Here is a 25,852-nt window from a genome sequence, read left to right as displayed (position 1 = left end):
TTATGAGTAATAAGCAATAGGTAATGAGCAATATTTTTGATGATGAATATCTTATATTTTTTTCACTTATTTTAAATATAAACAGCCTTTATTATTGTTAAAAATTCGTGAATTCGTAGTAGAAAAACCACCAATACCATTCTCTTTTTAACGAAGCAAAAATCTATTTTAATATTATAATTGACTAAAATAATTCAGCAAAAACCCAAGTCCTAATTCCTAAAATCTAAAACCCAATCATTATATTTGCGTTAAATTAAAAATATTCATGGATAAAATTGATAGTCTGAACCAAGTAGCAGAATTCCACACAACCTTTAAAGCCCCTATTTTAGATACTCCACAAATTCCTTCTCCGGAAAGATGCAACCTTAGAGTTGAACTTTTACAGGAAGAATTAAACGAATTAAAACAAGCTATCGCTGACAATAATATCGTAGAAATTGCCGATGCACTATGTGATTTACAGTATGTTTTGAGTGGTGCGACACTAGAATTCGGACTTGGCAACAAATTTGTAGAGTTGTTCAACGAAGTTCAGCGTTCGAATATGTCTAAAGCTTGCGATAATGAGGAACAGGCACAGGAAACCGTTGAATTTTATAAAGCAAAAGAGGTAGAATCTTTTTATGAAAAATCTGGTGAAAAATTTAATGTTTACAGAACTGCAGATCATAAAGTATTAAAAAACAAATACTACTCTCCTGCCGATCTGAAAACGATTATCGAAAAATAATATGAAAAAATTTATTACAAATACTCTTGCCGTTTCGGCTTTGTTCCTGGCAACCCAACAACTGAGTGCTCAAAAAGTAGTGGTAAACCGTGAGGTGGAAACTACCAATGACGGAAAGATGCTTTTGGGCAATCAGCTGAGATCACAGTTTTCCAGGGAGCCATATGCAGACTGGTACACAAAAGAATACAGTGAATATACACTGGATCAAAAAGCCATCGGAGAACTCAGAAAGGCCAAGTTTACAAGCTATGACCTTGTGGTTTTCATGGGCACGTGGTGCGAAGACAGCCATAGAGACTTTCCAAGGCTGATGAGAATTCTGGATGAGCTTAAATACCCGGAAAGTAAATTAACCATTATTGCGGTAAATCGCAAAAAAGAATCTCCATCCGGAGAGGAAGGCTTGTACAATATACAGAAAGTCCCCACGATTATTGTAAAGAGATACAATAAAGAAATAGGCAGAATTATTGAAATGCCTAAGAGCGGATATATTGAAAGAGATTTGGTTGAAATTATGAAAAAGGATGATTCCTCTGTAATTAAAGAAATTTTTAAACTGTAGAGCTTGAGAAATTATAAAATCATAGGATCCTTTTTGGCAGGAGCCCTGCTTGTATTGCTTTTATTTTTCGGCTTCAGATCCTGCCTGAATACAGGTGGAAAAACTGAAAAATCCGATTATTATATCCTCACCAATCAGATTGCCAAAATGAACAAATTGGTGGTTATAGAGCAGAACACGTCTTCTATGCAAAAAACAAAACTTGGTATTGAGTTTTTTGGTAAAGAGGTTTCCAGCAACAGTATTATTACCTACACAAAAACTAATGCTCAGGTTTCTTATGATTTAAATAAAATGAAGATCGAGGTAGATTCTATTAATAAAAAACTCGTTATCACAGAATTGCCCAATGCAGATATAAGAATTACGCCAAGCGTTGAAATTCAGTCGATGGACGACTCGTTCATTAACAGAATTTCGGAGAAAGACATTAAAAATGTTACGCAGAAAGCAAAAATTACTGCAATTAATTCTATCGATCAAAATAAGTTGAGAGATGAAGGACATAAACAATTATTGGAAAACCTTAATAATATTTTCGTTTTAGCAAAAGCCTTAAATTATAAAATTGAAGATCAGACAGGAAAAATTGGAATCTTAGGTCTTTAAAAATTTTCTCTTTGGCAAACACTTTGAATATTATTAATTATAAAATTTAAAGTTATGGACACCAAAGGAAATGACAAAAAGAAAGAATCTGCCAACAGCGCAGAAACGAAGAAGCAAAATCAGGATTTCCAGAATATTCCGTCTTCATCGGAAAAGAGCAATCCTCCTGATGTAAAGAAGGAAGAAGTTCAGAAATCTTCGAAAAATAAATCAGGAAAAACAGATAATACGGAAAAATAAAAAAGGTTCTGTCTCCAACGAGACGGAACCTTTTTCTAGAAAAAAATACACAAATAAAATCAAACACTTCAGTTGAAAGTGATCTGTGAATTTCGCTTCGCTTGCAAATTTTTATGGACTTAAAAAAATTGAGGAGACGCACGAAGCAAAAATTCACAGCCCACCTTAAACAATGGTTGACTTTCCGATCTTCACATTTTCAAAATTGTAATATGACTTCTCGGAATATTTAATATAATCGGCAATAAAACTTCCCACTTCACTTGTAGAATAAGGTTGTTGAGAATTAAGATCTACTGTAACATATTTATTTTCAATGGCATGCTCTACAGATTCTCTTAATTTTTCTGCAGCATGGTCTAATTTTAAATAATCAAGCATCATCGCTGTACTTAAAATTGAAGCAATAGGATTGGCAATCCCCTTTCCTTTTGCCTGCGGATAAGAACCGTGAATAGGCTCAAACATCGCGTTTCCATTCCCAATCGAAGCGGACGGGAGCAACCCAATCGAACCTCCAATCACACTCGCTTCGTCGGAAATAATGTCTCCAAACATATTCTCAGTAACGATCACATCAAACTGTTTCGGATTAAGAATCAATTGCATTGCAGCGTTATCCACAAACATAAAATCCAATTCTACATCCGGATATCCTGCAGCAATTTCCTTGAATATTTTTCGCCATAATCTGGAAGTATCCAAAACGTTAGCTTTATCAATTAAAGTTAATTTTTTTCTTCTTTTTTGCGCTTCCTGAAAAGCCATATGAACAATCGGAGCAATATCATCTTTGCTGTATTTACAAATATCATAAGCATAACCAGCTTCTTCATCTGTAAATTTTTCACCAAAATAAATTCCGCTCACCAATTCTCTAAAGATCTGAATATCCGTTCCTTCAATAATTTCCTGCTTCAACGGGCTTTTCTCAATTAAAGAAGAATAAGTTTTCAAAGGTCTGATATTCGCAAAAAGCCCAAGTTCTTTACGAAGTTTTAGTAATCCTTGTTCAGGACGCACTTTTGCATCAGGATTATTGTCAAATGCTGGATCTCCAATCGCTCCGAAAAGCACGGCATCAGATTCTTTACAGATTTCCAGCGTTTCATCCGGCAAAGGATTTCCTGTTTTGTAAATCGCTTCAGCTCCCGTTAATCCGAATTTAAAATCGAATTTATAATGAAAAGCTTCCGCAATAGCATCTAAAATTTTGATGCTTTCTCCAACGACTTCCGGACCAATTCCATCTCCGGCCAATACTGCAATTTTAAAATCAGTTTTCATATACTTTCTGTGTTTTTAGTTCAAATTCCTGGATCGCCTGTTTTTTGCTGATTAAAAAATCAATATCGTCATAACCGTTCATTAAACAGATCTTTTTGTAAGAATCCAGTTCAAAATTTTCGGTTTTATCTTTAAAAGTGATCGTTTGTTTTTCTACATCAACAGTAATTTCATTTTCCGGATTTTCGGTAATATCATTTAAGATTTCCTTTAAAAATTCTTCAGAAACTTTTACAGGAAGCAATCCGTTATTTAAAGCATTTCCTTTAAAAATATCTGCAAAGAAACTTGAAACAACCACTTTAAAACCATAATCGGTAAGCGACCAAGCCGCGTGCTCACGACTGCTTCCACAACCGAAATTATTTCCCGCCACTAAAATTTCACCTGAATATTTTTTATTATTTAAAACAAAATCAGGATTTTCTTCGTTCGTGTGAACATTATATCGCCAATCACGGAACAGATTGTTTCCAAAACCGCTTTTATCAATACTTTTTAAAAAACGAGCCGGAATAATCTGGTCGGTGTCTATATTTTCAACCGGCAACGGAATTGCGCGGGATTTTAGGATAACTAATTTTTGCATTTTTTAGATCAAAATAGTTTTAATTATTTTTTAATTTTCAGAAGCTGAATCCCGCTTTCCACTATATCTTTTGTTACGCTTCGCTACACAAAAGGATGCCGTTTCAATCGGGGCTAGGGTTTCAGTTATAATTTTCAAGAACAGCAATTCTACCTTCAATAGCCACCTTTGCAGCCGTTAACGGACTTGCGAGAATTGTTCTTGCGCCCTGTCCTTGCCTTCCTTCAAAATTTCGGTTAGAAGTAGAAACACAATATTCACCTTCCGGAATTTTATCGTCATTCATCGCCAGACACGCCGAACATCCCGGCTGCCTGATCTGAAAACCAGCTTCGTTGAAGATTTTATCTAAACCTTCCTCAAAAATCTGCTTTACCACCTGTTGAGAACCAGGAACAATCAAAGCCTGAACATGTTCCGATTTGCTTTTCCCTTTGATATAATTAGCCGCAGAACGGAAATCCTCAATTCTGGCATTCGTACAACTTCCGATAAACACAAAATTGACTTTAATATCCGAAACAGACTGCCCTGCATGTAAACCCATGTATTTCAAGGCTTTTTCCTCAGACTCATTTTGTGGCGTCGGAATATTTTGATTGATTGAAATTCCCATTCCCGGATTGGTTCCGTAGGTAATCATCGGATAAATATCTGCAGCATCGAAAGAAAATTCAGCATCAAAAGTCGCTTCATCATCCGTTTTCAACGTTTTCCAATACTCCACTTTTTCTTCCCATTCTTCACCTTTTGGCGCAAAAGTTCTTCCTTTCACATAGTTAAAAGTGGTTTCATCAGGAGCTATCATTCCGCCGCGGGCACCCATTTCGATACTCATATTGCAAACTGTCATTCTCCCTTCCATCGACATTTCTTCGAAAACATTTCCGGCATATTCACAGAAATATCCTGTTCCGCCATCGGTTCCGATTTTCGAGATCACATACAGAATCACATCTTTTGGCTGAACATCTTTATTCAGTTTACCATTCACATTTACACGCATTGACTTTGGCTTATTCAGCAACAAACACTGGCTCGCAAAAACCTGTGCCACCTGACTCGTCCCAATTCCAAAAGCAATCGAACCAAAAGCGCCGTGCGTTGAAGTATGACTGTCTCCGCAAACAATGCTCATTCCCGGCTGAGTAACACCCAACTCGGGAGCGATGATATGAACAATCCCCTGGTATTGATGACCAAGACCATACAATTCAATATTATTTTTACGGCAATTCTGCGTTAATTGTTCTATTTGATTTCTGGAAGACTCATCACGAATCGGCTGATCCTGATCCAACGTCGGAACATTATGATCGGCTGTTGCCACAATTTGGGTCGGTCTGAAAATCTCCAGATTTCTTGATTCCAATTCCGCAAAAGCCTGTGGACTTGTCACTTCGTGAATCAAATGTTTGTCAATGTATATAATTTGAGGTCCGTCAGGAATCGTTTCTACAACATGAGCGTCCCAGACTTTATCAAAAAGTGTTTTTTTATCGTTGTTCATTATAGTTTAATCTAAATTGCAAGGAAATATTATCCTATTTTTCTTGTCACGTTTTCGATGATCATGCTTAAATCATCATTATTCACCTCTTTCTTATCGTCGGCAACTTTCAAAAATTCCTGATATAAGAAATCAAGTTCATTTTTAGTTACATCAAAACCAATATGTTTGAATCGGTAAGCCAGCGCAGAGCGTCCGCTTCTTGCTGTAAGAATGATCGATGAAGCATTTACACCCACTTCAGCAGGATCGATGATTTCATACGTTTCTCTGTTTTTGATAACGCCATCCTGATGAATTCCAGAGCTGTGCGCGAAAGCATTGGCTCCAACAATCGCCTTGTTTGGCTGAACCGCCATTCCCATCAGATCAGAAACCAAAACGCTCATTTGGTTGAGCATTTTGGAGTTGATATCAGTATGTAATTTTAAATGATTGTGTTGCTTAATAACCATCACCACTTCCTCCAAAGCCGTATTACCAGCTCTTTCACCAAGCCCATTGATGGTACATTCGATCTGTCTTGCCCCGTTGATCGCTCCCGAAATTGAATTCGCCGTTGCCAATCCCAAATCGTTGTGACAGTGACAAGACAAAATCGCCTTGTCAATGCCAGTTACATTTTCTCTCAAATATTTTATTTTTGCGCCGTATTCTTCGGGCAAGCAGTAACCTGTTGTATCCGGGATATTTAAAACGGTAGCTCCGGCTTTTATGACAGCTTCGCAAACTCTTGCCAAATAATCATTATCCGTTCTTCCGGCATCTTCAGCGTAAAATTCAACATCTTCAACGTAAGTTTTAGCATATTTTACCGCCTGAACCGCTCTTTCAATAATATCTTCTCTATTCGAATTGAATTTAAATTTAATATGAGAATCAGAAGTTCCGATTCCTGTGTGAATTCTTGGTCTTTTAGCAAACTTTAAAGCTTCTGCTGCTGTATCAATATCTTTTTGGTTCGCTCTTGTTAATCCGCAAACCCTGGCATTTCTCACCAATTTAGAAATCTCCGAAACGGAATGAAAATCTCCCGGACTTGAAATTGGGAAACCAGCCTCTATAACATCCACCCCGAGCTCGTCCAGTTGCTCTGCTATTACCAACTTCTGTTCGGTATTCAATTTACAACCCGGCACTTGCTCTCCATCACGCAATGTGGTATCAAAAATTTCAATTTTTTCGGAATTCATAATGAAGTTTTTTACTTAATTTTGACCCAAAACTAGAAAGTTGATTTGTTTTTTAACTTTCGATCTCTTTAAAAATTACAATACTCAAAATATTGAATTTTAAATATATTTATTTGATAATCAAAATTTTAAATCCCTTAAATTTACAATGGCAGAATTGCACAAAGATTTTTTATTTGTCCTGATAAAATCATTAACGACGTCCGAAAAGCGTCAGTTTAAATTATATGTCAATCGTCTCGGGATTAATGTAGATGCCAAATTTTTGCTTCTTTTTTCAGAAATGGATAAGATGACGGAATATGATGAAAATATAATTATCAATAAAAAAATCTCTACAAAACAGCAATTATCTAATCTTAAAGCTCATTTATACAAACAGATTCTGGTGAGTTTAAGAATGAACCCGAGTCATCAGAATTACAGAATACAATTGCGCGAACAACTTGATTTCGCGAATATTTTATATCAAAAAGGACTTTACAAGCAGGCTTTAAAAATTTTAGATAAAACAAAACAAACCGCTTTAGAACTTGATGAAAAAAGTATCGCTTCGGAAATCATTGATTTAGAAAAAGTAATTGAATCTCAATTTATTACACGAAGTATTGAAGGACGCGCTGATGAATTGATGAAACAATCTACGGAAATCAGTAAACAGAATCATTATGCTACAGAATTGTCTAATCTTTCGCTGAAATTATACAGTGAAATGCTGACACACGGTTATGTAAAAAATGATGAAGACCGAGCTGAAATCATGGAAATTTTTAATACTCAGATTCAAAAAATTGCTTTTGAAAAATTGAATTTTACGGAAAAATTATGGTATTTTAAAGCTCATGTCTGGAAAAATCAATTGCTTCAGGAATATAAATATACTTTGAAATATGCTTTCCAATGGGTGGATCTTTTTCATAAAAATCCGGATATGATAGTAAGTCATCCCGTTTGGTATATCAAAGGAAATACGTACCTATTAAAAATACTTTTTCTCTACGGAAATATCGATATTCTTGAAGAGAGTTTTCAGCGATTTAACAAAACGGTTCACTCTTCAAGTTTTACTCAAAATGAAAATACACAACTTCTTGTTTTCATGACGTATTACAACACTTTAATGAATATTCACTTCGTGAAGGGCGAATTCTTTACAGGTTCAAAATTAATTCCTGAAATTGAACTTAAGATGGAGAAATTTCGAGATAAAATTGACGAGCATCATTTCATGATTTTATACCTGAAAATGGCGGCGATGTTTTTCGGAAGCAAGAAGTTTGAAACATCTATTAAGTATTCTTTAAAAGTCATTGAATCTAAAGGAAATGTTCAGGAAGATCTATTATTTCATACCCGCATTTTGATTTTGATGGCAAAACACGAATCCGGAAATGATGAAGATTATGATGAATTTATAAAAGCAACTTTAAAATTCACCAAAAAGATGAAAAAACCAGATGAATTTCATTACGAAAGCATTCAGTTTTTTAAGAATTTAAATAATCTTCTTCCAAATAAACAGCTTGAAGCATTTAAAGAATTTGACAAAAAATTAGAAGTTTTCGCTGAAAATGAATACTACAGACGTTCCTTATTTTATATTGATATCCATGGTTGGGTGCTTTCTAAAGTAAGAAATGTAGATGTGATTGAAATTATCAAAGAGAAAGTTCGATATAAAAGAAAACATTAACCTGTTTTTTAACTTATTCATAATTAGAACATTGAATATTTCACAATTAATAAAAACGATTTTCTGGAGTTTTTAGTATTAAATATCGCTTCAAATACACATGAATGTAGTATTTTAAATAAAAATTCCGTATTTTTGCAACTTAAAATTTCTTAGTAAACAATGATAAAAATTACACTTCCAGACAGTAGTGTCAAAGAATTCGAGGCGGGAGTTACTCCGCTAGATGTGGCAAAATCTATAAGCGAGGGATTGGCTAGAAACACCATTTCCGCAGTTGTAAACGACAAACAAGTAGAGACGACCACACCTATAACCACGGATTCTACGGTACAATTGTTGACCTGGAACGATGATCTTGGAAAAAAGGCTTTTTGGCATTCTTCAGCCCACCTTTTGGCGCAGGCTATCCTTGAGTTTTATCCTAATGCTAAGTTAACCATCGGTCCTGCAATCGAAAGCGGATTCTATTATGATGTAGATTTCGGTGACGAAAGTTTATCTGAAAAAGACTTTGAGAAAATTGAGAAAAAAGTATTGGAAAATGCTAAAAAAGGATCAACATTCTCATTATATCCTGTTTCTAAAGAAGAGGCGTTAAAGACTTATGCAGATAATCCTTATAAAGTAGAATTGATCTCTAATCTTAATGACGGAGAAATTACTTTTGTAACACACGATGATTTCACAGATCTTTGTCGTGGAGGGCATATTCCGAATACCAATATCGTAAAAGCAATGAAGATTTTAAATGCTGCCGGAGCGTATTGGAGAGGAAATGAAAAAAATCCTCAGTTAACAAGAGTTTATGGTATTTCTTTCCCAAAACAGAAAGAATTAACAGAATATCTTGAAAGATTAGAAGAAGCTAAAAGAAGAGACCACAGAAAATTAGGTAAAGAATTAGGGATTTTTGCGTTCTCTGAAAAAGTAGGTGCCGGTTTACCATTATGGTTACCAAAAGGAACTGCTTTGAGAAGAAAATTAGAAAATTTCCTTTCTGATGCTCAGAAAAAAGGAGGTTATGAATTCGTAATGTCACCACATATTGGGGCTAAAGAATTGTATGTAACTTCTGGCCACTGGGATAAATATGGAGCAGATAGCTTCCAGCCGATTAAAACTCCAAACGAAGGGGAAGAGTTTTTATTAAAGCCGATGAACTGCCCTCACCACTGTGAAATATACAAAACTTCACAATGGAGCTACAGAGATTTACCGAAAAGATATGCAGAATTCGGAACTGTTTACAGATATGAGCAAAGTGGAGAGCTTCACGGCTTAACAAGAGTTCGTGGATTTACTCAGGATGATGCTCACCTTTTCTGTACTCCGGATCAGCTTTCTGAAGAGTTTGAGAAAGTAATTGATTTAACTCTTTATGTTTTCAAATCATTAGGTTTTGAAGATTTCGTGACTCAGGTTTCATTGAGAGATCCTGAAAACAGAGAAAAATATATCGGAACTGACGAGAATTGGGAAAAAGCAGAAAATGCAATCATCAATGCAGCTCAAAAGAAAGGTTTAAAAACTGTGGTTGAGTATGGTGAAGCAGCATTCTATGGTCCTAAACTGGATTTCATGGTGAAAGATGCTTTAGGCAGAAAATGGCAGTTGGGAACTATTCAGGTAGATTATAACTTACCGGAAAGATTTGATCTTCATTATATCGGAAACGATAATGAAAAACACAGACCGGTAATGATCCACAGAGCACCTTTCGGATCAATGGAGCGTTTCATTGCAATTTTGCTTGAAAACACTGCCGGAGACTTCCCATTATGGTTGAGTCCGGATCAGTTTACCATTCTTCCAATCAGTGAAAAGTATGTGGATTATGCTAAAAAAGTTTCACAATTGTTAGAAAATCACGATATTAGCGGTCTGATTGATGACAGAAACGAAAAGACAGGTAAGAAGATCCGCGATGCTGAATTGAAGAAAATTCCGTTCATGCTTGTCGTAGGAGAAAATGAAGAAAAAGATGGCACAATTTCTGTAAGAAGACGTGGTGAAGGAGATCTTGGAGCAATGAGCATAGAAGATTTCGTAGCGTACTTCAAGAAAGAAGCAGCAATATAAAATGAAATTAAAAGATTAAAAATTCAATAATTAAAAGATTAATTTACGCTTTCGTAATTTTTCAATCTTTAATATTTTACTCTTTTAATTTCAAAAAAATTAGAAAGTTAACCAATAAAATTTAAGACAATAGCACAAAGATTTAACAACAGGGGCCCACAGAGACGTCCGGTACAGGAGGACTTACACTTGATCAACGATAAAATTCGTGTGAGAGAGCTTCGTTTGGTGGGCGATAACGTAGAGCCTGGAATCTACCCAATCGACAAAGCAAGACAAATTGCTGCGGAACAAGAGTTGGATTTGGTAGTAATTTCAGATAAGGCTGAACCGTTTATTGCAAGAGTACTTGAATATAAAAAATTCTTGTATGAGCAAAAGAAAAAGCAGAAGGAATTAAAAGCTAAGCAGGTAAAAGTAGTTGTAAAAGAAATTCGTTTCGGTCCTCAAACAGACGACCACGATTATGAATTCAAGAAAAAGCATGCTGAGAAATTCCTTGAAGAAGGTTCAAAATTAAAGACCTACGTATTTTTTAAAGGGCGTTCGATTATCTTTAAAGATCAGGGAGAAATCTTGCTTCTAAAACTAGCTCAGGAACTAGAGCACGTTGGAAAAGTAGATCAGCTTCCTAAGCTTGAAGGAAAAAGAATGATTATGATGATGAGTCCTAAAAAACCAGCTAAATAAGTATTATGACGGGATTCCGTCTCATTTACGATATCAAACCTCAAATTACTTTGAGGTTTTTTGTTTTTTAGTGCGGTGAAGACAGGGATTCAATACAAAACAGATCAAGTACAAAAGTTGGGGACTAAGCAAAAAAGTTTAGATCATGTAAAATGAATTTTTTTGCTCTCGCAGATTTTGCAAATAAGGCAGATTCTTTTCTTTACACTTTACATATTGAACACAAAGCCATGCCAAGTTTTTTGACAACTCTCGTTTTAAGTCTCACCAAACCGTTTTATCGATAAAAGACTGGAAAGATGAAGCAATAAAAATATGAGCAGCATAAAGGAAAATCTGTGGCATCTGTGGAAATAGAAAATTCGTGCATTCGTGGCAAATCATTATTTCTAACGCTAAGTTCGCCAGGATATTTTTAAATGATACTGCTGATTTTCCGTTCGCAACGGCGTTCTACTCAGCCAATGATAATCCTGTCGTATACTTTTATTATTTGAACACAAAGATTTCTCTAAGGTCCTTTACTACTAATCGTTTTAAGTCTCACCAAGCCGTTCTATTGATAAAAGACCAGAAAGATGAAGCAATAAAAAAATCAACGGCATCATCTGTGAAAATCTGTGCGATCTGTGGAAATAGAAAATTCGTGCATTCGTGGCAAAAAAATAAGCTACACCACTCTTTTTCTATCCCAAAAATTCCTTTCATGTATCAATATTTTTTTGTAATTTTGCAGACTATTATTCCTAAACATTCGTGTAAGGAAGCCAATACAGATATTGATAACAAAACATAAAAAGCAAAACAATGCCAAAATTAAAAACGAAATCAGGTGCTAAAAAGCGTTTTGCTCTTACTGGAACAGGTAAGATCAAAAGAAAAAATGCTTACAAAAGCCACATCTTAACTAAAAAAGAAACTAAGCAGAAGAGAAATCTTACTAGCACTTCTTATGTAGCTAAAGTGGATGAGAAAAGCGTTCAACGTCAATTAGCCATTAAGTAGTTTTTATAAATCTATATTCGGTTTATAAGAATTCAAAACAAATTCAACAATTTAACCCTGAAATGGAGCCACTAAGAGTACTGAAACAGGTACCGCACATTTCAAAAAAACAATTTAAATTATGCCAAGATCAGTAAACTCCGTAGCTTCAAGAGCTCGCAGAAAAAAAGTTTTAAAGCAAGCTAAAGGTTTTTTCGGTAGAAGAAAGAACGTTTGGACTGTAGCTAAAAACGCGGTAGAAAAAGCAATGCAATATGCTTACCGTGGTAGAAAAGAGAAGAAAAGAAACTTCAGATCACTTTGGATCACTCGTATCAACGCGGGAGCCAGAGTACACGGAATGTCTTACTCTCAATTTATGGGAGCTCTTAAAAAGAACAACATCGAACTTAACAGAAAAGTTTTAGCGGATTTAGCAATGAATCACCCTGAAGCTTTCAAAGCTGTTGTAGATCAAGTAAAATAATGTAGAATTTTTGTTATCAATATAGTCCCGGGTTTTTTGCCCGGGATTTTTTTATTATCTACATTTGCTAAAATTATCGGATATATAAAACTTTCTTTAAAAGTGAAAAAATTAACTACTCTTCTACTCTTTTCATTAATAAATTATGGCTTAGAGGCACAATCTCTTGTTCCGGCTTATCAAAACAGAGCCAATCAGGTTTCACAAGCAAACATCACCAATAATCTTCAGACTTTTGGAGATTTTGGAGTAAAAACCACTGGTTCTACGGCCAATACCAATGCTTTAAACTGGTTAAAAGAAAAATATACAGCAATGGGATATTCTGCCAATCAGATGCAGGAAGATCCTTTTAGCTTTAATTATGTGAATCAAACTCTGAGTTCAAAAAATTTAGTTATTACTAAACAAGGAACTGTTTATCCAAATACGTATGTTATTATTTGTGCACACTATGATACCATTACAGGGCGCGGTGTAAATGATAATGGAAGCGGAACTTCTATCCTTTTGGAAGCAGCCAGAATTTTAAAAGACATTCCAACAGAATATTCTGTTAAATTCATCCACTTTTCAGGAGAAGAGCAAGGATTGTATGGAAGCTATCATTATGCTGATAATGTTGCTTTTCAAAATGGAAACCGTGTAATGGACATTCGATTGGTATTTAATATCGATCAGGTTGGTGGAAAAATTGGTAATATTAATGACAAAGTAAAATGTGAAAGCGACCAGGGTGGTCAGTCGTCCAATAATGCCGCTTCTCTTGCTTTTACACAGCAGCTTGCCGCCTGCACTGCTTTATATTCACCGCTTCAAACTGTGATGTCTAATGCATATTCATCAGATTATATGCCTTTTGAAGAAAATGGTGATATCATTACCGGATTTTATGAAAATACAGAAAGTCATACCGAGCACACAGTAAACGATACTTTTGCAAATGTAGATCCAACCTATGTTTATAATGTAGGTAAAGCTGCTGTTGGCGCCTTACAACATTTTGCCGTAGCAACTACAAACCTTTTAGGCGTTAATGAAACAGCTTTAAAATCATTAGAATCTGTAAAAATTTACCCAAATCCAGCAAAAGATGTTATTACTATTGATCTACCTGATTATATAAATAAATTTAGTTTTGAATTAACAGATATGTCCGGTCGTTCTCTTTTACAATCAGAAAATCAAACGAAAGTAGCTGTTTCAGGATTATCTACAGGAACTTATCTGGCGACAATCAAAACAGAAAATTCCAGCGTTACCAAGAAAGTTATTATTGAAAAATAATCGACTATTTCATAAATAATCTAACAAATTAAAATCCTAAGTATTTGCTTGGGACTTTTTTATGATTACATTTGCGGAATTATTGAAAATTCAATAAAAATATAAAGTGAAAAAGATCATTACTTCATTATTTGTTTCTTTATCTATTTTAGGTTTAAACGGACAGACCTTAGTACAGGCCTATAAAGATCGGGCAAATATGGTTTCACAAACCAATATTACAACCAATTTACAGGAATTCAGCAATTTAGGTATAAAAACTACAGGTTCACCAGCCAACGCAACTGCCCTGATTTGGCTTAAAAACAAATATATTTCGTATGGATATGAAGCAAGCCAAATCGAAGAAGATCCATTTACTTATGGAAATACAAGTTCTAAAAATTTGGTTATTACAAAAACAGGAACGCTTTATCCTAATCAATATGTGATCATTTGCGGGCATTTCGATAGTATAAATGGTCCGGGAGTAAACGATAACGGCAGCGGCACCTCGATTATTTTAGAGGCGGCAAGAATTATGAAAGATGTGCCTACCGAATATTCTATTAAATTTATTCACTTTTCTGGCGAAGAACAAGGCTTGAGAGGCAGTACACATTACGCAAATACCGTTGCTTATAACGGAAATAATCGTGTTTTAGATATCAAATTGGTTTTCAATCTAGATCAGGTGGGTGGTAAAATGGGTAATAACAACAATACCATTTATTGTGACGAAGATATGGGCGGAAATTCTAGTAATACAGCTGCTTCGGTTGCTGCTACTCAGGAATTGATTGCTTGCACTCAATTATACTCTCCTCTTTTAACGGATATTGATGAAGCCGAAGATACCGATTATATGCCGTTTGAAGCGAAAGGTTATACGATAACAGGTTATTTTGAAAAAATCAGAAGCAACTATCCTCACACTGTAAATGATACTTTTGCCAACACAGATCCAACCTATATTTTCAATGTAGGAAAGGCTTCTTTGGGAGCTCTTCAACATTTTGCCGTGGCTTCCACATCAGTTTTAGGAACAAAAGAAAATTCTATAAATAAACTGGAAGCATTAAAAATTTATCCCAATCCCGCAAAAGATATTCTCAACATTGAAATTCCAGATTCTAAGATCAAAGATTTCCGGTTTGAAATCACTGATCTTTCAGGACGGGTAATTTTACAAAGGAATAACGAAACAAAAATTGATGTTTCATCTTTATCAAAGGGTGCTTATTTAGGCATTTTGAAGGTAAATAACGAAAAAGTGGTAAGAAAGGTTTTGATTGATTAAACCTTTCTACCATTCATTTATCCGGCTTCTTTAATTGAAGTCAGTTTGTTGCCTTCATTCCGGCAATAATGCGTTGCCTGTGGATGGATCCCCACTCTGCAATGGTATTGGTTAAATTTTTAAGCGACTTTCCGTAATCGGTTATACTATATTCCACGGCAACAGGTGTTGTGCTCATGACATGGCGTTCAATCAATTCATTGATCTCCAGATCCTTCAGCTCACGGCTGAGCATTTTACCGGAAATCCCCTTAACCTCTTTCAGCAGTTCGGAGTACCGCATTGGCTTATAACACAAACATGCTATAATAGACATCTTCCATTTTCCATTTAAAATTTCCATTGTATCGCTAATGGCCAATATTTTTTGGCTGCAATCTTTTACTAAATCAAAATTCTGTTCCATACCGTTCACTTGGTTACCCGTTTGTCACTATATCTTTTTGTCACTTAGTTACAAATATACACTTTGAAGCAATAACTTTGTCCATCTAATTTATAAATAACAAAAATGGATTTAATTAAAAATTTACAATGGCGATATGCGGTTAAAAAATATTCAGATGAGATCGTGAGCGAAGAGAAAATAGACCAGATTATCGAGGCTGTGAATCTTACCGCTTCTTCCTGCGGAATACAGCCTTATCGACTGTTCGTCATCACCAATCCTGAAGTGAGAAAAAAATTAGGAAAAGGATCTTTTAACGGGCAGATCCACGTTTCTTCACATTTAGTAGTTTTTGCCGGATTCAATGAAATCACACCTCATTATATTACAGACTATGTTGAAATGATGGAAGATCAGCGTAATTTAGAAAAAGGGGCACTTAATGACTTTACAACGACTTTAATAAATCATTTCTCTACTCAAACGCCGGCACAACATGCACTCTGGGCGAGCAAACAGGCATATATAGGACTGGGTACAGCGTTGATTGCTGCGGCAGAACTTAAAGTGGATGCCACTCCTATGGAGGGATTTGATCCTCAATTATTTGACGACGTTTTGGGCTTATCAGAAAAGGGGCTTCATGCCTCAGTTATTATTTCGTTAGGTTACAGGGATCCGGAAAATGACTATCTGGCTGCAGTTCCAAAAGCCCGTTTACCCATCCATGAATTTTCGACCAAAATAAATTAAACTTTTTATCAAAGGGATTACGAGCGAAAGGCCTAATACCTGGCTACCACTTAAGAATATACTTTTCGGTGGTAGTCAAAATTAGGTTCTGCCTCTGATTATCGGCATAGGAGAATTTGTCACAAATTCTGTGATCTTTTAAGTAGTAAAACCATTACCATTTAAATAATTGACTGCTCCTGTTCCCATATCGGCAACAAACCAAACGCCTGCAACTATTGACCCAATTCCTGTTCTTGAAATACCTAGCATAAAGGCATTAATTGCATGTGATGGTTTTACTTCCCCCGACATTGCAATATCTGCGGCTAAAAGTACTCCTCTGGCTTTCGTTAATTTATTTCCTAACCGTTTTGCGGGCTCATAAGCTCTTACCTGTTGCCCTCTCCAATATTTGGCTCCTGGGTTGCGCCATTTATTATAATTTCTTCAGAAAATAATAATTAGCATTAAATTATTTATCGATATTGGCTCCAGTCTATTTGGCTCATTAAATAAAAAGAGTATATTAAATTTAAAATAATCAATAAGATAATTCCAAATACTATCCAACCTCCGATTTTATTTTTTTCTTTAGGTAACTTATCAAAATTACTATTATACTCTTTCCAAATTTTTAAATAATCTATAGCATAGTAATTTGAAAATACAATAATTAACAGAGGAATATATATGACTGGCATATTTAAAGATAATTCAATACTTTTTTTACTCCATATAGCATAATAAATGCCTAATGAGAAAAGAAACCATATTTGCAATACAATTAATACTAAACTTGCCTTAAAAGTTGTCATGAATTTTCCGCCAAATTCTTTTGATGTATATTCTATTGATTTATAAATCTTATAGAAAAAATAATAGTATGCTTTTTTTATCATATCATAAATTTTTAAGCACCATTGGGTACCATTGTTCCCCTGAGAAATATATAATCATTTGTACTAACACCTTTTATATACATCTTATTTAAAATTTTAATTGTAAAAATTAATAAAACAATAAAACCAAATAACACCAATAAAACATTAAAGAAACGTGATGTATTAAATTTACTTTTCAATAATACTATTTTTTAATAAAGCCCATCATATAATTCAAGTTTGCCATATTCATTTGCAACTGACTTATCAATAACATCAGAAAGAGTTTTAAAACCATTACCATTTAAATAATTGACTGCCCCTGTGCCCATATCTGCAACAAACCAGTTCGTGTATAAGTTCATAAACTTCTCCTTTTTTATTTAAAGCTAAATAATTCCCATCACCTAAATTCTTTATCGTATAAAAATCCCCTTCAGGAATTTCAATTTTAAAAGTATCTTCTAAATCAAACTGTAATAAATATTCTTTATTTTCGTTTCCGATATCCGTGACATTAGAAATAATTCCTATTAGTATCTTAATTAAATGAAAATTAAGGTATTGTGTAAATACCCTAATTCATAAGGCTCTATAAAATAGTGTTGAATTTATTTACTTTAAATATGAAAAAAGCAACTGATTATTTCCCTTTTTTATACTCTCCATCAATTTTCTTTAGCTTTTCGATGTTGGAATGACTAAAAATAATCTGCTTTTTACTACACATAATATTATGGGTACTTGCTCCAATCGATCAGGCTCATTAGGTAAAATGAATAGATCAGATTACCTATGATGAACACAATAATGATAAACACAATCCATCCTCCAATGACATTCTTTTTTTGGGGTAATTGATCAAAAGAAATAATAATATTTTTCCACTTATTTTGATGATGAAAAACGAAATAATTAAGCAAAAAAATGGGAATTGCAATGATAAATACATCAGTATTACTTTGGTTTAAATGAATATTCCTATCAAAAAAAATAGTATAATAAATCAATGATGCAGATACTATAAAATAAATGAGAACATCTACTACCAAAGTGGCTTTCCAATCAATCAAAAAACTTCCCCCAATTTCATTTGAAGTAAACTCGATGGATTTGTATATTTTGTAGTAAAAATAGTGATATGCTTTTTTTATCATGACATTAATTTTTATGCACCATTCGGGGCCATGGTTCCCCAATCAATATTATAATTTCCTTTTTGCTCTGCCGACTTTATGTCATTCATTACACCATCCCATCCTGTACCATTGCCATAGAATGAGTCTACACCAAAATAAAAAAGACTGTAAATAGCTCCCGCGGTTCCTCCCCAAGTGCCCAATGCACCCATTGAAACATTAATTGCTGCTTTTCCTGGAAAAACTTTATTAGGTGAATTTGGATTACGATAATAATTTACCACTCCACTTATGTCCATGCCAACACCAACAACAAACGAAAACTGTCCAATACTTCTTGCTACAGGCGCCGCTTTAATAAAAGTTCTGCCATTGCCATAATAATTTCTGCCAAAAAAGCTAATGGGAGCATTGGGTCTTGCTGTACCAATATAAAATCTATCTGCAAAAGTACCAATGCCGGAGCCCGCTGCTGATACAAACCAGTTTGCTTTGCTGCCTATATCATACCAGTTATTCATAACCGACCCAAATTTTGCTCTATGAAAAGTCATTCCTCCAGAATTTCCTGTTAACATATTGTCTCCGTCATAATACATATTACTTTTAGCATCATCCATGGTAGACCACATGGCATATCCTTTATTAAAAGAAAGACCATCTACGCTACCTCCATTGTCAAAATAATTAAACATCGATCCCGGCTGAATCTATGTACATTTTATCATACTTATTAGATCAAAATTAAGGTATTATTGATTACCTAATATATTGTTTTCTCTAAGTATTAAAAATATAATTGATTATTTACCATCTTTATCCTCTTCGCATGATTCTGTTAAATAAGACTAAAACTCTTATCGCAGAATTATCATTTTTCGATTCTTATTTTCCCTGTAAATAATAAATACAAATATTTTTTCATCGACAAGGTATTTTTAATCTAGGTTAAAGGTATTTTTTTTACTATGTCATCTATATTACTATAATACAATCCCATGATTTTAAATCGGGTGATTCTTTGATGGTTTATAAGATAAAATACACTATAGCTATCTGAAAAATCGGTCTCTGTTGTTTGAAATATTCCTATATATTCTGAATAATATAAATCTTGACCAATTTTCATCTTTACTATTTTAATATACCATAAAATTTTTGATATAAATAATGTATTGATAAAAGAAAATTCACGGTTATAAATAAAATGATTCCCCATACAATAATTCCTCCTAAAGTATTTTTTTTCTTCGGTAATTTATCAAACTCAGTTTTGTATTTTTCCCATACATAATTATAATAATCAATTGATATATAATTTGAAATTATAATAAGAGCTGTTATTACGTACAGTAGTAAATTAGAACTCAGCTTTGGGTTACTATTATTCACAATGTGATAATAATTTCGAATTGTGAAAATAACCCAAAGCTCCAGAGCGATCAAAGCCAGGCTGGCTCTAAACTTACTATAGAAATTTTCAAAAGGCGACGATGTCCACAACATTATTTTGTATAACTTATAGAAAAAGTAATAATAAGCTCTTTTCATATTTAAAATTTTTGTGATCCATAAGGAAAAACATACTGTCTTGGCATTCCGGAATTTGCATTAATAATACTGTCAAATTGTCCTTGCCTTCTTTCAGTATCTTTTATTGCTCCGGGATACTTTGCGTTACCTGTCCATCCACCTGGATAGAAAGCATCTACACCGAAGTACAGCATTGCTGGTATAGCTCCTACAGGGGTTAAGCCATAAGCTCCCATCGCTGTATTAAAATAAAATTTATTTTCAGATATTTCCCCTCTTTCAAGAGCTCCATAATCCATTAAAACAGCTATACCAAAAGAAAATCTACCAATAGCTCTAGCCACAGGCGCCGCTTTAATAAAAGTTCTGCCATTACCATAATAATTTCTGCCAAAAAAGCTAATGGGAGCATTGGGTCTGGCAGTACCAATATAAAATCTTTCTGCAAAAGTACCAACGCCGGAGCCCGCTGCTGATACAAACCAATTTGCCTTGCCGCCTACATCATACCAATTATTCATAACCGAACCAAATTTTGCTCTATGAAAAGTCATTCCCCCAGAATTCCCAGTCAACATATTATCTCCGTCATAGTACATGCTATTTTTAGCATCATCCATGGTAGACCATATGGCATATCCTTTATTAAAAGAAAGACCATCTACGCTTCCTCCATTGGCAAAATAATTAAACATCAATCCGGCTGAATTTCCGCTGAAGGAATATCCGCCACCACCGCCGCCCTCTCCGGGGTTTATCCCCAAGAATGAATTATGCATCTGCCTACCGGAAGTAAAATAAGGCGTTCTTCCAGAGGTATCAATGGTTCCATCGGCATTAAACCATCTGCCATCTACATCTGCATACGAGACCGGATTTCCTGCAACATAGGCGTAGGTACTAGTGGAGAGGTACATTTCCGCCAGCTGATCGATCCCGTTCCATCGTCCCAGATCAGGCATATACTGGCGCAAGCCGTAATCATAAAAACCCGTCTCCTGAAGCTCCTTCCCTTTGGAAACTCTACGCAGCTGAGACGTTAGAGCTGCTAACGTGTTTGATCCTAAAAAGAATAAAGCTGTGAGCGTTTTAGATCTCCAGAGTTACTTGTTTTTCTCTAAAGAAAATAGCAAATATTCACTCTTTTAATATATTTTGTAAACATATTTTTGTAATAAATATGCGGATCCAAAAAAATTAGCTGCAATAAATATAACAATGATCCAGACAATAATACTTCCTTTTTTATTTTGTCTCTCAGATAACTTATCGAATTCTCTATTATAATCTTTCCAAATATTTTTATGAATGAAAGCAAAATAATTTATTATAAAAAGAGTTGTTAATGGTATTAAAATTATTGGGTTAGTAATACTTAAATTTAATTTTATATTAGTTAATAAGGAATAGTAAGTTAATAATGAACTCAAAAGCCAAATTTCCAACACTCCTAAAGCTATACCAGCTTTAAAATCTGTCCAGAATGCTCCTCCTACTAATCCGGAAGTACATTCAATTGATTTATAAATTTTATAAAAAAAATAGTAATATGCTCTTTTAATTTTTTCCATAAATATTAATTATTTAGGTTCATGAGCTCCCATGATGCTATATCGATAAGGCCCTGCTTGGTTAAAACCATTATCTATCATACTTTGTGTTGCGTTTGCATTATTAAAGAATCCTGACCAACCTTTATTTCCATTTTGATCATCATAAAAATTATCTACTCCAAAATAAATAACTCCAACAGATGCACCAATAGATCCTTCGCTAAAATGCTTTTCGGTAAATGCTGACAAGTCAACTTTTGTAAAATCAAAATTTTTAAAGTTTATACTTTCAGATTTAAAACCACCTAAAAATCCAGTAAAAATATCTAACTCAACATGAATGTATTTTTTCATAGACGCTTCCCATATCCCAATATTTTTTAAAATGAAAAAACGTGGTAATTTCTTATTCTTAAATTCTTTTTCAAGATTTGCATTTAATAAAAAAGTATATGCATCTGAATAACCTAATTCATTTGCCTTCCATCCTAAAATAAAATCTTTTGTTACTGATTTTCGTAAATACGAATATGGACTAGGTAAAATATTGATGATATTTTGAAAAAATTTCAATTCATCATCTCCAAATTTATTCTCTTTATTTTTTTTAAATAATCTAAACATATTATTTAAAAGTTAAATTATACACTTCTTTTACCCATTTTGGAGCAAATCTTGCTCGGTTCTCTTAGGTTATAAATCCGTGACATTAGAAATAATTCCTATTAGTATCTTAATTAAATGAAAATTAAGGTATTGTGTAAATACCCTAATTCATAAGGCTCTATAAAATAGTGTTGAATTTATTTACTTTAAATATGAAAAAAGCAACTGATTATTTCCCTTTTTTATCCTCGCCGTATATCTTCTTTAATTTTTCAATTTGCTGAGCCTTCTGTAAAGAATCTTCTCTTCTCTCTTTTTTTACAACTTCCGGAGCATAAGGTCCAACTTGATTCGTTTTAGCTTGAGAAAATAATAAATAATATGAAAATATTAAATTACTTATTATCATTAAAATAATTCCTAACACTATCCAACCACCAATTACATTTTTTTTGCTTGGTAGTTCATCAAAAGTACTTATTATTCGTCTCCATCTGTCATTGTGATTAAATACAAAATAATTAAATAGAGCTACAGGAATAACCAATATTAATACATATCTATTATCAAAATTTATATCTATAGTGTATCCGAAAATCACTTTACAATATATAAATAATGAAATAATGATAAAGTATATAATTCCATCCATTGATAAACTTGCTTTCCAATCACTCCAAAATCTTCCACCTCCCAATTCTGATGTATATTCTACCCATTTATACATTTTATAAAAAAAATAGTCATAAATTTTGTTTATTTTTCTCATAATTTTAAAATTTTAATGCTGAATTACTAAAAAATGGATGTCCAGTCATTTGTTGCTCATATTTTTCAGTTCTATCGGCTGTTTGTGATGCTCCAACCCATCCTCCTGGATAAAATGCATCAATTCCAAAATATAAAGCGCTGATAATTGATCCGGGTATTCCTCCTTCATAACCAATTATTCCCATTACGGTATTTAATCCTGCTTTTCCAGGATGAACAGAATTTTGGGAACTAGGATTATCCAAATAATTTAAAGTACCTATTGTATCCATACCCACCCCTACAACAAACGAAAACTTTCCAATACTTCTTGCCACAGGCGCCGCTTTAATAAAAGTTCTGCCATTGCCATAATAATTTCTGCCAAAAAAGCTAATAGGAGCATTGGGTCTGGCTGTACCAATATAAAATCTGTTTGCAAAACTACTAACGCCAGAGCCTGCTGCTGATACAAACCAATTTGCCTTGCTGCCTGTATCATACCAGTTATTCATAACCGACCCAAATTTTGCTCTATGAAATTTTACTTTTTATCATAATCAAAATCTTTTTATTAAAATTGATAATGTAAATAATATTGTTCCTAAAATACTTATTAAAGTAAAAAATCGAATAATAATATTGATTATATTATTATTTGTAAGATCAGTATTGTTAATTGCTATTCTTTCAAAAAACAAAAGCTTAAAGTATTGGCCAATAGATGGATAAAACTTTATAATATTTATATTTAAAGCTCTATTTATTTCATCAAAATTCTTGTAATGGAGCTCCATTATTTTAAATGCAGTTTTATTTTGTTTATCAATTAAATAAACTACTCTATAACTTCCCCGGCTTCCCGATTCTGTAAGGACTATTTTGCCTGTGTAATCTGAAAGACAAACCAACTTACCAAAAGGTTTTAGTATAGAATAATATCGCAACTCATTTCCTTTTATCTTAATGATTTTGATATGTTTTAGAAAATTTATCAAAAGATAAAATAGGGCAATTAGTAATAATAAAACTAAGCTATCACTGACTTTTAAAGAATAATTTCTTAAAAGTTTACCAATCATTATACTTCCAAAGATTAACCAAACCATAGAAAAAATACCCCAAAAGAAAGTATCTCCTGAAAATTTACTTTTAGTATAATCCATCATACATTTCGAAACTTATTTTTTGTCCAAAGCTACTTTCATCAATAACATCAGAAAGAGTTTTAAAACCATTACCATTTAAATAATTGACTGCCCCTGTGCCCATATCTGCAACAAACCAGGCACCAGCAACTATTGACCCAACTCCTGTTCCCGAAAGAATTAACATACCACCATTAATGTAGTGTGAAGCTTTTACTTCCCCCGACATTGCAATATCTGCGGCTAAAAGTACTCCTCCGGCTTTTGTTAATCTACTTCCTAAACGTTTTGCCTGTTCATAAAGTCTATAATTAAAGTATTTTTCATTAAAACTCTGATAAATACTTCAGGAATAAAAATTATTAAAATACATGCAATTAAAAACATTAAACTTCTTTCATAGACAATAAAAACTTCTTATTACTCAACTTTATTCCTTTCTTCTCCATGTGCTTTTTTGTTAAATATCGTAATCTTAATTACTCCTTTTCAATTTTTATTTTCCCCGTAAACAAAAGCTTCAGGTATAATTTCAAGTTAAACTTATAGTTGTAGACTCTTTTTAATGGTATGGAAGAATTTATTTCTTTAAAGTTATCATAGAACAATCCATTTATTTTGAAAACAGTATATCCATTCTTTATCAGATGAATAACGTCATACTGCCCTCGAATACTTATTTCTGATGTTATAATTTTATTGTCAAAAGAATCTAAATCTAAAGTTTTCCCAAGAGGACCGAGAATAGAATAATATTTGAGATTATTCTTTTTCCGATCTATAACCAAATATTTAAAATCTTTAATGACAACTATTAAAAAGAGTTCAAAAAAAAAGAAGAGGAGAGTAAATGTGATATATGAAAAATTATCCTCACCTTCTATTAAAGATATAATAGGTTTTATAATATACATAATAAAACCAAAAACAAATAAAAAAATCAAAAATAAAAACCATAAGTACCAGTTAAGATGAATTTTACTTTTTATCATTTTTTTTAAATTTTAATATAATCCATTATACATTTCTATGGTCTTCCTTTGCCCCCAATCACTTTGGTCAATAACGTCTGATAAAGTAGTAAAGCCACTTCCGCTCATATAATTAATCGCACCAACTCCCATATCTGTTACAAACCATGCTCCTGCGACTATTGATCCTACTCCCGTTGTAGACGCACCTAACATTGCTGCATTTATCCAATGAGAAGGTCTTATCTGTCCCGACATTGCAATATCTGCAGCTAAAAGTACTCCTCCGGCTTTCGTTAATTTATTTCCTAACCGTTTTGCGGGCTCATAAGCTCTTACCTGTTGCCCTCTCCAATATTTGGCTCCTGGGTTACGCCATCTATCTTGCCACACAAAAGACGTTCCTTTAGTTTTAGTAACGTGCCAAATCTCATTGTGCCTAAATGCACCAGTTCCAGGGATATTGGCAGTAGCACCAGCTCCAATTAACGTATTTGCTAGCCATGAGATGTTTGACATAGTTTGACTAAAATCGCTACTAAATTTTGCTCTATGAAAGCTAATACCTCCCGTATCTCCCGATAACATCTGATCTCCGTCATAATACATATTGCTTTTAGCATCATCCATGGTAGACCATATGGCATATCCTTTATTAAAAGAAAGACCATCTACGCTTCCTCCATTGGCAAAATAATTAAACATCAATCCGGCTGAATTTCCGCTGAAGGAATATCCGCCGCCACCGCCGCCCTCTCCGGGGTTTATCCCCAAGAATGAATTATGCATGTTCCTACCGGAAGTAAAATAAGGCGTTCTTCCAGAGGTATCAATGGTTCCATCCTGATTAAACCAAAACCAGAACATTTCGCTAACGCCTTGATTTCTATTGTTTTAAAAATTATTATTTTGTA

At 33.7% G+C, this 25,852-nt stretch carries 30 protein-coding genes; 12 read left to right on the top strand and 18 right to left on the bottom strand.

The genetic code is table 11. The features are described 5' to 3' along the window. Window positions 1–268 precede the first annotated feature (268 nt). Genes VUJ46_RS02670 through VUJ46_RS02655 form a run of 4 tightly spaced genes read left to right on the top strand, consistent with a single transcriptional unit; the run spans window position 269 to window position 2,153 of the window. A complete protein-coding gene (locus tag VUJ46_RS02670) occupies window positions 269–736 on the top strand; it encodes a nucleoside triphosphate pyrophosphohydrolase family protein (RefSeq protein WP_326983465.1) in 468 nt (155 codons plus the stop codon). 1 nt (window position 737) lies between these two features. Next, window positions 738–1,304: a TlpA family protein disulfide reductase gene (locus VUJ46_RS02665; protein WP_326983464.1), complete on the top strand. Its 567-nt coding sequence runs from the start codon at window positions 738–740 to the stop codon at window positions 1,302–1,304. A gap of 3 nt (window positions 1,305–1,307) precedes the next feature. Beyond that, a complete protein-coding gene (locus VUJ46_RS02660; RefSeq protein WP_326983463.1) occupies window positions 1,308–1,913 on the top strand; it encodes a DUF4230 domain-containing protein in 606 nt (201 codons plus the stop codon). Between the two features lie 54 nt (window positions 1,914–1,967). Beyond that, complete coding sequence (locus VUJ46_RS02655; RefSeq protein ID WP_326983462.1) at window positions 1,968–2,153, top strand: hypothetical protein; 186 nt, start codon at window positions 1,968–1,970, stop codon at window positions 2,151–2,153. Between the two features lie 165 nt (window positions 2,154–2,318). Here VUJ46_RS02655 and leuB read toward each other — a convergent pair whose 3' ends face one another. The 4 genes from leuB to VUJ46_RS02635 all read right to left on the bottom strand — a co-directional run bounded on the left by leuB (window position 2,319) and on the right by VUJ46_RS02635 (window position 6,732). After that, on the bottom strand, window positions 2,319–3,440 hold the full coding sequence (leuB, locus tag VUJ46_RS02650) for a 3-isopropylmalate dehydrogenase (protein ID WP_326983461.1): 1,122 nt from the start codon (window positions 3,438–3,440) through the stop codon (window positions 2,319–2,321). Then, a complete protein-coding gene (gene leuD, locus VUJ46_RS02645; RefSeq protein WP_326983460.1) occupies window positions 3,430–4,029 on the bottom strand; it encodes a 3-isopropylmalate dehydratase small subunit in 600 nt (199 codons plus the stop codon). The genes leuB and leuD overlap by 11 nt, the downstream gene beginning before the upstream one ends. Before the next feature lie 121 nt (window positions 4,030–4,150). Continuing rightward, window positions 4,151–5,539, bottom strand: coding sequence for a 3-isopropylmalate dehydratase large subunit (gene leuC, locus VUJ46_RS02640; protein ID WP_326983459.1), 1,389 nt, complete (start codon window positions 5,537–5,539; stop codon window positions 4,151–4,153). A 29-nt stretch (window positions 5,540–5,568) separates the two neighbouring features. Continuing rightward, the gene (locus VUJ46_RS02635; protein WP_326983458.1) at window positions 5,569–6,732 is read right to left on the bottom strand and encodes a 2-isopropylmalate synthase; all 1,164 of its coding nucleotides are present in this window, start codon (window positions 6,730–6,732) and stop codon (window positions 5,569–5,571) included. A gap of 148 nt (window positions 6,733–6,880) precedes the next feature. Here VUJ46_RS02635 and VUJ46_RS02630 point away from each other — a divergent pair, with 148 nt between their 5' ends. From VUJ46_RS02630 to VUJ46_RS02600, 7 genes are all read left to right on the top strand, one after another. Then, window positions 6,881–8,425 (top strand): hypothetical protein, encoded by a 1,545-nt coding sequence (locus VUJ46_RS02630; RefSeq protein ID WP_326983457.1) that lies wholly within the window; start codon window positions 6,881–6,883, stop codon window positions 8,423–8,425. A 162-nt stretch (window positions 8,426–8,587) separates the two neighbouring features. Further along, entirely contained in the window at window positions 8,588–10,507 is a 1,920-nt protein-coding gene (gene thrS, locus VUJ46_RS02625; RefSeq protein WP_326983456.1) for a threonine--tRNA ligase, read from the top strand. Between the two features lie 189 nt (window positions 10,508–10,696). Continuing rightward, a complete protein-coding gene (gene infC, locus VUJ46_RS02620; protein WP_027372223.1) occupies window positions 10,697–11,197 on the top strand; it encodes a translation initiation factor IF-3 in 501 nt (166 codons plus the stop codon). Window positions 11,198–12,004: 807 nt separating this feature from the next. Then, window positions 12,005–12,202, top strand: coding sequence for a 50S ribosomal protein L35 (gene rpmI, locus VUJ46_RS02615; RefSeq protein WP_034694453.1), 198 nt, complete (start codon window positions 12,005–12,007; stop codon window positions 12,200–12,202). 121 nt (window positions 12,203–12,323) lie between these two features. Further along, window positions 12,324–12,668 (top strand): 50S ribosomal protein L20, encoded by a 345-nt coding sequence (gene rplT, locus VUJ46_RS02610; protein WP_047402053.1) that lies wholly within the window; start codon window positions 12,324–12,326, stop codon window positions 12,666–12,668. A gap of 102 nt (window positions 12,669–12,770) precedes the next feature. After that, a complete protein-coding gene (locus VUJ46_RS02605) occupies window positions 12,771–13,955 on the top strand; it encodes a M20/M25/M40 family metallo-hydrolase (RefSeq protein ID WP_326983455.1) in 1,185 nt (394 codons plus the stop codon). 106 nt (window positions 13,956–14,061) lie between these two features. Next, window positions 14,062–15,234, top strand: a complete 1,173-nt coding sequence (locus VUJ46_RS02600; RefSeq protein ID WP_326983454.1) for a M28 family peptidase — start codon at window positions 14,062–14,064, stop codon at window positions 15,232–15,234. Window positions 15,235–15,274: 40 nt separating this feature from the next. On the opposite strand, the gene VUJ46_RS02595 is transcribed toward VUJ46_RS02600, so the two are convergent. Next, complete coding sequence (locus tag VUJ46_RS02595; protein ID WP_326985069.1) at window positions 15,275–15,577, bottom strand: winged helix-turn-helix transcriptional regulator; 303 nt, start codon at window positions 15,575–15,577, stop codon at window positions 15,275–15,277. 168 nt (window positions 15,578–15,745) lie between these two features. On the opposite strand from VUJ46_RS02595, the gene VUJ46_RS02590 reads away from it, so the two are divergent. Beyond that, window positions 15,746–16,375 (top strand): nitroreductase family protein, encoded by a 630-nt coding sequence (locus tag VUJ46_RS02590; protein WP_326983453.1) that lies wholly within the window; start codon window positions 15,746–15,748, stop codon window positions 16,373–16,375. A gap of 458 nt (window positions 16,376–16,833) precedes the next feature. Here the strand turns inward: VUJ46_RS02590 and VUJ46_RS02585 are convergent, their stop codons facing one another. The 13 genes from VUJ46_RS02585 to VUJ46_RS02525 all read right to left on the bottom strand — a co-directional run bounded on the left by VUJ46_RS02585 (window position 16,834) and on the right by VUJ46_RS02525 (window position 25,805). After that, window positions 16,834–17,256 (bottom strand): hypothetical protein, encoded by a 423-nt coding sequence (locus VUJ46_RS02585; RefSeq protein WP_326983452.1) that lies wholly within the window; start codon window positions 17,254–17,256, stop codon window positions 16,834–16,836. A 194-nt stretch (window positions 17,257–17,450) separates the two neighbouring features. Continuing rightward, the gene (locus VUJ46_RS02580) at window positions 17,451–17,603 is read right to left on the bottom strand and encodes a hypothetical protein (RefSeq protein WP_326983451.1); all 153 of its coding nucleotides are present in this window, start codon (window positions 17,601–17,603) and stop codon (window positions 17,451–17,453) included. Window positions 17,604–17,972: 369 nt separating this feature from the next. Further along, a complete protein-coding gene (locus VUJ46_RS02575; protein ID WP_326983450.1) occupies window positions 17,973–18,395 on the bottom strand; it encodes a hypothetical protein in 423 nt (140 codons plus the stop codon). A gap of 11 nt (window positions 18,396–18,406) precedes the next feature. Further along, window positions 18,407–19,072: a hypothetical protein gene (locus tag VUJ46_RS02570; RefSeq protein ID WP_326983449.1), complete on the bottom strand. Its 666-nt coding sequence runs from the start codon at window positions 19,070–19,072 to the stop codon at window positions 18,407–18,409. A gap of 858 nt (window positions 19,073–19,930) precedes the next feature. After that, entirely contained in the window at window positions 19,931–20,941 is a 1,011-nt protein-coding gene (locus VUJ46_RS02565; protein ID WP_326985068.1) for an RHS repeat-associated core domain-containing protein, read from the bottom strand. A gap of 114 nt (window positions 20,942–21,055) precedes the next feature. Continuing rightward, window positions 21,056–21,481 carry a hypothetical protein gene (locus VUJ46_RS02560; protein WP_326983448.1) on the bottom strand — a complete coding sequence of 142 codons (426 nt, stop codon included), beginning with the start codon at window positions 21,479–21,481 and terminating at the stop codon, window positions 21,056–21,058. Window positions 21,482–21,490: 9 nt separating this feature from the next. Continuing rightward, entirely contained in the window at window positions 21,491–22,087 is a 597-nt protein-coding gene (locus VUJ46_RS02555; RefSeq protein ID WP_326983447.1) for a hypothetical protein, read from the bottom strand. 211 nt (window positions 22,088–22,298) lie between these two features. After that, window positions 22,299–22,838 (bottom strand): hypothetical protein, encoded by a 540-nt coding sequence (locus VUJ46_RS02550; protein ID WP_326983446.1) that lies wholly within the window; start codon window positions 22,836–22,838, stop codon window positions 22,299–22,301. 4 nt (window positions 22,839–22,842) lie between these two features. Beyond that, the gene (locus VUJ46_RS02545; RefSeq protein WP_326983445.1) at window positions 22,843–23,334 is read right to left on the bottom strand and encodes a hypothetical protein; all 492 of its coding nucleotides are present in this window, start codon (window positions 23,332–23,334) and stop codon (window positions 22,843–22,845) included. A 45-nt stretch (window positions 23,335–23,379) separates the two neighbouring features. Next, entirely contained in the window at window positions 23,380–23,988 is a 609-nt protein-coding gene (locus VUJ46_RS02540) for a hypothetical protein (RefSeq protein WP_326983444.1), read from the bottom strand. Further along, a complete protein-coding gene (locus tag VUJ46_RS02535; protein WP_326983443.1) occupies window positions 23,972–24,196 on the bottom strand; it encodes a hypothetical protein in 225 nt (74 codons plus the stop codon). The genes VUJ46_RS02540 and VUJ46_RS02535 overlap by 17 nt, the downstream gene beginning before the upstream one ends. Before the next feature lie 250 nt (window positions 24,197–24,446). Continuing rightward, window positions 24,447–24,959, bottom strand: a complete 513-nt coding sequence (locus tag VUJ46_RS02530; RefSeq protein WP_326983442.1) for a hypothetical protein — start codon at window positions 24,957–24,959, stop codon at window positions 24,447–24,449. Window positions 24,960–24,971: 12 nt separating this feature from the next. After that, entirely contained in the window at window positions 24,972–25,805 is an 834-nt protein-coding gene (locus VUJ46_RS02525; RefSeq protein ID WP_326983441.1) for a hypothetical protein, read from the bottom strand. Window positions 25,806–25,852: the final 47 nt, after the last annotated feature.

This window comes from Chryseobacterium sp. MYb264 (assembly GCF_035974275.1).
Taxonomy (GTDB): Bacteria; Bacteroidota; Bacteroidia; order Flavobacteriales; family Weeksellaceae; genus Chryseobacterium.
This window is presented reverse-complemented; position numbering and strand designations above follow the sequence as displayed.